This window comes from Thermomonas sp., from assembly GCF_029945965.1.
Lineage (GTDB): Bacteria > Pseudomonadota > Gammaproteobacteria > Xanthomonadales > Xanthomonadaceae > Thermomonas.
This window is the reverse complement of record NZ_JAQSDO010000001.1, coordinates 1-7,634: the sequence shown is the minus strand read 5'-3', so window position 1 is coordinate 7,634 and position 7,634 is coordinate 1. Positions and strand designations below refer to the sequence as shown.

6 protein-coding genes and 1 pseudogene are annotated in these 7,634 nt (G+C 62.0%); all 7 read left to right on the top strand.

Annotated features, from left to right (window positions below; all coding sequences use genetic code 11):
• The first annotated feature begins 28 nt into the window (after positions 1-28).
• Positions 29-349, top strand: a complete 321-nt coding sequence (locus PSV05_RS00035; RefSeq protein WP_300059652.1) for a hypothetical protein — start codon at positions 29-31, stop codon at positions 347-349.
• 136 nt (positions 350-485) lie between these two features.
• The gene (locus PSV05_RS00030; protein WP_300059649.1) at positions 486-2,999 is read left to right on the top strand and encodes a heavy metal translocating P-type ATPase; all 2,514 of its coding nucleotides are present in this window, start codon (positions 486-488) and stop codon (positions 2,997-2,999) included.
• A gap of 32 nt (positions 3,000-3,031) precedes the next feature.
• Positions 3,032-3,181 (top strand): annotated as a pseudogene (locus PSV05_RS00025) (hypothetical protein); the annotation flags it as partial.
• A gap of 70 nt (positions 3,182-3,251) precedes the next feature.
• The gene (locus PSV05_RS00020) at positions 3,252-3,545 is read left to right on the top strand and encodes a hypothetical protein (RefSeq protein WP_300059646.1); all 294 of its coding nucleotides are present in this window, start codon (positions 3,252-3,254) and stop codon (positions 3,543-3,545) included.
• The gene (gene tkt, locus PSV05_RS00015) at positions 3,542-5,662 is read left to right on the top strand and encodes a transketolase (protein ID WP_300059643.1); all 2,121 of its coding nucleotides are present in this window, start codon (positions 3,542-3,544) and stop codon (positions 5,660-5,662) included. The genes PSV05_RS00020 and tkt overlap by 4 nt, the downstream gene beginning before the upstream one ends.
• Positions 5,663-5,698: 36 nt before the next feature.
• The gene (gene pgm / locus PSV05_RS00010; protein WP_300059640.1) at positions 5,699-7,390 is read left to right on the top strand and encodes a phosphoglucomutase (alpha-D-glucose-1,6-bisphosphate-dependent); all 1,692 of its coding nucleotides are present in this window, start codon (positions 5,699-5,701) and stop codon (positions 7,388-7,390) included.
• A 1-nt stretch (position 7,391) separates the two neighbouring features.
• A partial coding sequence (locus PSV05_RS00005; RefSeq protein ID WP_300059637.1) for a hypothetical protein occupies positions 7,392-7,634 on the top strand: 243 nt, incomplete at its 3' end.

Here is a 7,634-nt window from a genome sequence, read left to right as displayed (position 1 = left end):
CCCAAAATCATCCAAGTAGGAGAGCATCATGACGATAGCCAATGTTGCACAAGAGGCCGGCCCTGGATTGCCGCAAGGCGTAAGGACTGCTCAGGAGGCGATCCACCTTCCGGAAGTCCAGGAGATGCTCCGCAGGCTGTCTGAATACGGCCTCGGTATCTGCATGCCGCACATGCATGACGGACAAACGGGTGAATTCCAGCGGCTTGCGGATGAAGTCATGCAGGTGGAAAGCGGTTTGGCGGTGTCCTTCCGGCCGGTGGCGGAAGTTGCAGGCCAGGCAGATCGCTTTTTCCCCGTGCAATGGTTGTGGCGTGCCGGTGCGTCGGCCGCCCTCGGCCGTGTGTGAAATGGCTCGGACAGAAGGACCTGGAGACACACAGCGCTACGACAAGCACGAGATGTAACAAGCACGAGATGTAAGAGGAAACCGCAGGGTGCTTCATCTTCCGCGCGGCCCCACTGAAGAAAGTTGAGGAAGCGCGATGAAAACGAGCGTTATCGAAGTCCACGATATGCTGTCCATGTTGAGCGTGGACGAAGTGGAAAAGCGCGTCGGCGAGGTGCCGGGTGTCGAAAGCGTTACGGTGAATTTCGCTGCGGGTAGCGCTACAGTTCGCTACGACGAAACCCGGCTTGAGGTCGCCGATATCAAGTCGGCCGTGCGCCAACGCGGGTATGAGTCGGCTGCGTCCGCCGCCGATTCAGCGGGTGATGGGCACGAAGGCCATGCAGCACCGGGCGCGCCGCCCACAGCTCCCGCACCCCCTGCACCGAAACCTTCTCCGGCCGCGCCGGCCGCCGTTCCGGCGCCGGTGCCGGACACTACGCTTGCTGCAGCTCCAAAACCTGACGCTGCGCCATCAGCGCCCGCAGCCGCGGCTCACGAGGGGCACGCGGTGCCCGAGGGCCAGCCGGCCAAGTCAGCGGGAATGGCGCATGAGATGGGGCATGGCGGGGGCAAAGATATGGCGGCCATGGTGCGCGACATGCGCAACCGATTCTGGATCTGCCTCGCGTTCAGCGTGCCGATTTTTGTCTATGCGCCAATGGGAGGCATGTTCGCGCCGCCTGCGCCGCCATTTGGCCTGGATCTCAAGCTTTGGCTGTTCTTCCTCGCGAGCGCCGCCATCCTGTATCCGAGTTGGCCGTTCTTCGTCGCCGCCTGGCGTGCGCTCAGGAACGGCGTGCTCAATATGGCGGTACTGGTCGTGCTGTCAGTGGGCACGGGGTATTTGTTCAGCGTCGGCGCCACGTTCTTTTTCAAGAGCGATCAGTTCTTTGAAGCCGTTGCCATGCTGCTGGTTTTCATCCTGCTCGGCCACTGGCTGGAAATGCGCGCCCGCGCCGGCGCTTCGACTGCGATTACGGCGCTAATGGACCTTGCACCGCCGAAGGCCAATGTCATTCGCGAGGGCGCCGAGGTGGAGGTGCCGACCGCTGAAGTGATGGCAGGCGACATCGTGGTGATCAGGCCGGGCAACAAAATCCCGGTCGACGGCACGGTGGAGAAAGGCGAATCGCTAGTGGACGAGTCCATGCTAACCGGCGAGTCGATGCCGGTCCAGAAGGGCCCTGGCGCCACGGTGATCGGCGCAACGATCAACACCAGCGGCAGCTTTAACTACAAGGCAACCAAGGTCGGTGCCGACACCGCGCTGTCGCAGATCGTGAAACTGGTGCAGGAAGCGCAGAACTCCAAGGCTCCCGCGCAATTGCTCGCGGACAAGGCCGCCCAGTGGTTGGTCATTGCCGCGATCGGCTTCGGACTGCTTACGTTTGCCGTCTGGTTCTGGTGGATCGGCCAGCCGCTGCTGTTCGCGGTAACGCTGACCATCACTGTCTTTGTCATCGCCTGCCCGGATGCCTTGGGGCTTGCCACGCCCATGGCGGTGATGATCGGCACCGGACTGGGCGCCATGAACGGCATCCTGTTCAAGAATGCCTCGGCGCTGGAGGACGCCACCAAGCTCAACGTCATCATTTTCGACAAGACCGGCACCCTCACCGTCGGCAAGCCAGAGGTCGTAGAATTGGTGATGGCGGAAGGCATCACGGAAGATGCGCTACTGCTCGCCGCCGCCGCCGTTGAACAGGGGTCCGCCCACCCGCTCGCGCAGGCCATCCTGCGCCGGTCCTCAAAGCTTGTCGTCGTCGCGCCAACGGGGTTCAAAAGCATCGACGGCCAGGGCGCACAGGCGCAAACCGCCGCTGGCATTGTCTTCCTCGGCAACCGCCTGCTCATGGACACCCAGAAGCTCGCACTCGGGCCGCTGGAGGCTGACGCTGCGCGGCTTCAGGGCGAAGGCCGGACGGTGGTACACGTGGCGCGGAACGGCAAGGTGATCGGCCTGATTGCCATCGCCGACGCCATTCGGCCTACCGCCAAGGCTGCGATCGTCAAGTTGCGCGAGCGCGGCATCGAGGTGGTGATGCTGACCGGTGATAACGCTGGCACCGCCAAGCGTATCGCCGCGGACCTCGGCATCGATAGCGTGCTGGCCGATGTGCTGCCGGACCAAAAGGCCGCGAAAGTGAAGGAGCTTCAGGCCACAGGCAAGAAGGTCGGGATGGTCGGCGACGGTGTCAATGACGCGCCTGCGCTGACGCAGGCGAACGTCGGCTTTGCCATCGGTGCCGGCACGGACGTGGCAATGGAAAGCGCCGATGTGGTGCTGATGAAGAGCGACCCCTACGACATCGTCGGTGCGATAGAGTTGTCGCGCGCGACCTTGCGCAAGATGCACCAGAACCTGTGGTGGGCAGTGGCCTACAACGTAATCGCGTTTCCACTCGCCGCAGGTGTCCTCTACCCGTTCGTGCTGAGCCCTGCGGTCGCAGCGTTGTCGATGTCGGGCAGTTCTGCTGTGGTGGCGATCAATGCCTTGCTGCTGAAGCGCACCAAGCTCGCTGGGATCTATCGGCCCGACAAGCCAGGCAAGAAGGGGGCGCCCGCAATGGCGGCAGCCCCGCCGGCAAACAAGAAGGCAGCCGCGTGACGAGGACCGCCGAGCGCGCAGCGGCCGTGCCCATGCTCGCTGCCTTCAGCGCTGTCGGATGGTTTCGGCGTGTTGCTTCCGCTTCTTCCGGGGCCCGGAAGGTGCCGTGCGACTTCATCGGGTTCTGCCAAACCTTAAATCCAATCGGCGATCATCATGACCTCCTGATGTCGAACGTGTTCGCGCAGACCGAGGCGCTGGCGTCGGGTAAGACAGCAGAGGCAGTCAAAGCTGACGGGCACGCCTGGCCGGTTGGCGCCGCACCGCACCTTCGAAGACAATCGTCCGATCAACCCCTTGCTCGCCGAGCGCCTGACGCCGCAGACACAGGGTGCGTGGACCGCACTTTGCGAACACAGCGTCTTCACGCAAGGCGCGATTTGGAGCATCGATACGTTCAACCAGTGGGGCGTCGAGTTCGGAAGAGTGCTGGCACAGCGCATGCTGTCCGAACTGGCGAGCGCGGATGAGCCACCGCTCAAGCAAGACAGGTCGACCAACACGCACATTCGGCACTATCGCCGACTCCAGAGGGGGCCGTCATGAGCAGCGTGGAAGACACCGCACGGAGCGGAACGATCGAATGCGCGACCAAACTCGACCAGCTTTGCATCGATACCCTTCGCACACTTTCGATCGACGCAGTGCAAAGGGCACAGTCCGGCCACCCCGGCACGCCGATGGACGCGGCGCCGGCGGTTTACTGCCTGTGGCAACGTTTTCTCACCTTCGATCCGCAAGACCCCGACTGGCCAAACCGCGACCGCTTCGTGCTCTCGGCCGGTCACGCCTCAATGCTGCTCTACAGCGTGCTGCATTTGTGCGGTGTCAAGGCGACGAGTCTGACGTACGGGCAAGGTAATCGGCTCGCCGTGACGCTCGACGACATCAAAACGTTCCGTCAGGCCGGCAGCCGTTGCACCGGCCACCCGGAGTATGGCTGGACCACGGGGGTTGAGACGACCACGGGGCCGCTGGGACAGGGCGTTGCGACGAGCGTCGGAATGGCGATTGCGGAACGCTGGCTCGCGACGTCTTACAATCGTCCCGGGTTCGAGATCTTCGACTACCGCGTCTACGCGCTCTGCGGCGACGGCGACATGATGGAAGGCGTGAGCAGCGAAGCGGCGTCGCTCGCCGGACACTTAAAACTATCGAATCTGTGTTGGATTTACGACGATAATCACATCAGCATCGAGGGTTCGACCCAGATCACGTTTACGGAAGACGTGGCAGGCCGCTTTCTCGCTTACGGCTGGGATGTCGTTCGCGTCAGCGATGCCAACGATCTGGAGATGCTGGCGCGTAGTTTCCAAATGTTTGTCGACACACCGGCTCGACCCACGTTGATCATCGTTCAAAGCCACATCGGCTATGGCGCGCCCCATAAACAAGACACCCGAGAAGCGCACGGCGAGCCGCTCGGCGCGCAAGAGGTACGGCTCGCGAAGGAGTTTTACGGCTGGAATCCCGACGCGCAGTTCCATATTCCTGAAGGCGTCGCGACACAATTTGACGAGCAAGTGGGGCGGCGCGGTGCAACGGCTCGTACCGCATGGAAGCAGTTGTTTGCAGCCTATCGCCAGCAATATCCGGATCTTGCCGGGCAGATGGATCTTATGCAGGGCGGCGACTTGCCCACTGGCTGGGACAGCGCGCTGCCGACGTTTCCGGCGGACGCAAAGGGCATGGCGACGCGCGACTCGTCTGGCAAAGTGCTGAACGCTATCGCCGAGAAAATCCCTTGGTTGTTGGGCGGCGCAGCGGACCTGGCGCCATCGACCAAGACTCGCTTGAGCTTCGACTTCGCCGGCGATTTTCAGTCGCCGGGCGGGGAGGGCGACTACCGCGGACGCAATTTCCACTTCGGCGTGCGTGAGCACGCGATGTGCGCCGTCGCTAACGGACTGAGCTTGGCGAAACTGCGCCCCTATGCCGCGAGTTTTTTTGTTTTCACCGACTACTGTCGCGGTGCGCTGCGGCTCAGCGCGATGATGGAGCTTCCCGTCATCACCATCTGGACCCATGACTCCATCAGCATGGGCGAGGACGGACCGACGCATCAGCCGGTCGAACATCTGGCGTCGTTTCGCGCGATGCCCGGCATGATTGTGATTCGCCCTGCGGATGCCAACGAGGTGGTCGAGGCTTGGCGGGTAATCATGCAGACCAAGAATCGCCCGGTGTGTCTCGTGCTGTCGCGGCAAGCGCTACCGACCCTGGATCGCGCAAAGTACGCGCCCGCGAGTGGCGTGACCTGTGGCGCTTACGTGCTCGCCGACGCACCGGATCACAGACCGGATGTTCTATTGCTGGCGACCGGCAGCGAAGTCGCGCTGTGCATTGCGGCCTATGAGCAATTGACGGTGGAAGGAATCAAGGCGCGGGTGATCAGCATGCCGTCGTGGGAGCTGTTCGAGCACCAGAGCCAGGCGTATCGAGACAGCGTGCTGCCACCGCATATAGCGGCACGCGTCGCGGTCGAAGAGGCGTCCACGTTCGGATGGGAACGCTATACCGGCTGCGGCGGCACCATTCTTGGCTTGCACACTTTTGGACTGTCGGCGCCGATGAAAGTCGTCGCGCAGCACTTCGGGTTCGAGCCCGCCCACGTTGTCGCGGCGGCCAGGGAACAAATGGCGCGGCACGGCGAGAGGCAGTGAGCCGGGTGGTCCCGGATACGGCTGTGGAGGTGCAGAATGAGTAGCGCAAAAGAGCCGGCAATGAAAATAAATCCTCTGGCAGGGATGCCAGCCGCCCCCTCGATGCTGGTCGATATACCAAGATTGATCACGGCCTATTTTTCCGAACGGCCCGATCCTTCGGTGCCGGCGCAGCGGGTGGCGTTTGGCACCTCGGGACATCGCGGTTCCTCATTCGACAAGAACTTTAACGAATGGCATGTCCTTGCCATCAGCCAGGCCATTTGCCGGTACCGCAAGCAACGGGGCATCGACGGTCCGCTATTTCTGGGCATCGACACGCACGCGCTGTCCGCGCCGGCCTGCGCCAGCGCGCTCGAGGTGCTGGCGGCCAACGGCGTGGAAGTCATGATTGCGGAGAACGACGAATACACTCCGACGCCTACAGTTTCTCACGCGATCCTCACCTATAACCGCGGGCGCGAAAGCGGACTGGCCGACGGCATTGTCATCACGCCGTCGCACAATCCGCCCGACAACGGGGGGGTCAAATACAATCCACCGAACGGCGGGCCGGCCGACAAAGACATCACAGGCTGGATCGAAGCGAAGGCGAACGAGCTTCTCAGCAACGACCTGAAGGACGTAAAGCGCATTACGTACGACCAGGCACTTCGCGCCGCCACGACCCATCGCCACGATTATCTCAGCGCTTACGTGAACGACCTCGCCAATGTGATCGATATGGATTGCATTCGAGGCGCGAACATTCAAATGGGCGTAGATCCCCTCGGTGGAGCCGGCGTGCATTATTGGCCCCGGATTGCCGCGCACTACCGGCTGAACCTTGCCGTCGTCAACGACGCCGTCGATCCGACGTTTCGTTTCATGACGGTTGATTGGGATGGGCGCATTCGTATGGATCCATCATCGCGATATGCGATGCAAAGCCTGATTGGGCTAAAAGATCGTTTCGACGTTGCATTCGCATGCGACACCGATCACGATCGCCACGGGATCGTTACGCGGAACCACGGTCTATTACCGCCCAATCATTATCTCGCCGTGGCGATTCATTACCTAATCCAACACCGGCCGCATTGGCCCAAAAGCGCCGCCATCGGCAAGACCGTCGTGAGCAGCGCCATGATCGATCGCGTGGCCGCCAAACTGGGCCGCCCGCTATATGAGGTGCCGGTCGGGTTCAAGTGGTTCGTGGACGGGTTGCTCGACGGGTCGCTCGGTTTCGGCGGCGAAGAGAGCGCCGGCGCGTCTTTTCTGCGCACAAACGGCAGCGTTTGGACGACCGACAAAGACGGCATGATTGCATCGCTGCTTGCCGCGGAAATCACGGCCCGCATGGAACGCGATCCCGGCGAGATCTATGGCGACCTGGCGCTCGAGTTAGGCGAGCCGGCATTCGAACGGGTCGATGCGCCGGCAACACCCGCGGAAAAGTCGCTGCTGTCGAAGCTCACGCCAGCGCAAGTGAAGTCCAAGGAATTAGCCGGCGAGAAGATTCAAAATATTCTCACGCAAGCGCCGGGCAACGGCGCCGCCATCGGTGGTTTGAAAGTGATTGCCGATCACGGCTGGTTTGCCGCCCGGCCTTCGGGCACCGAAGACATCTATAAGATTTATGCGGAGAGCTTTCGGGGAACAGATCATCTGCGCCGCATCCTGGCGGAAGCGCAGGCGATCGTCAGTGGCGCTCTGGCGGTGGAGCCAGAGCCACCCGCGGATACATGACATGTCAAAATATCTGTGGGTGCTGTTCTTCTTTTTGCTCCTGGTCATGATCGGCTTCGGTATGACGCTGCCGGTATTTGCTATTTATACTGAGCGCCTTGCGATCGAGGGTGGGGCATCCCGGGGCGTAGTAGCTGGCCTGCTATACGGCTTCACCGTCGACGGCATGGCGGGGCGTGTGCGCAAGTTGCTGGTCGCGATCTCCGGCCCGCCGACACAGGCCCATCAGGAAGCCCAAGGAGCT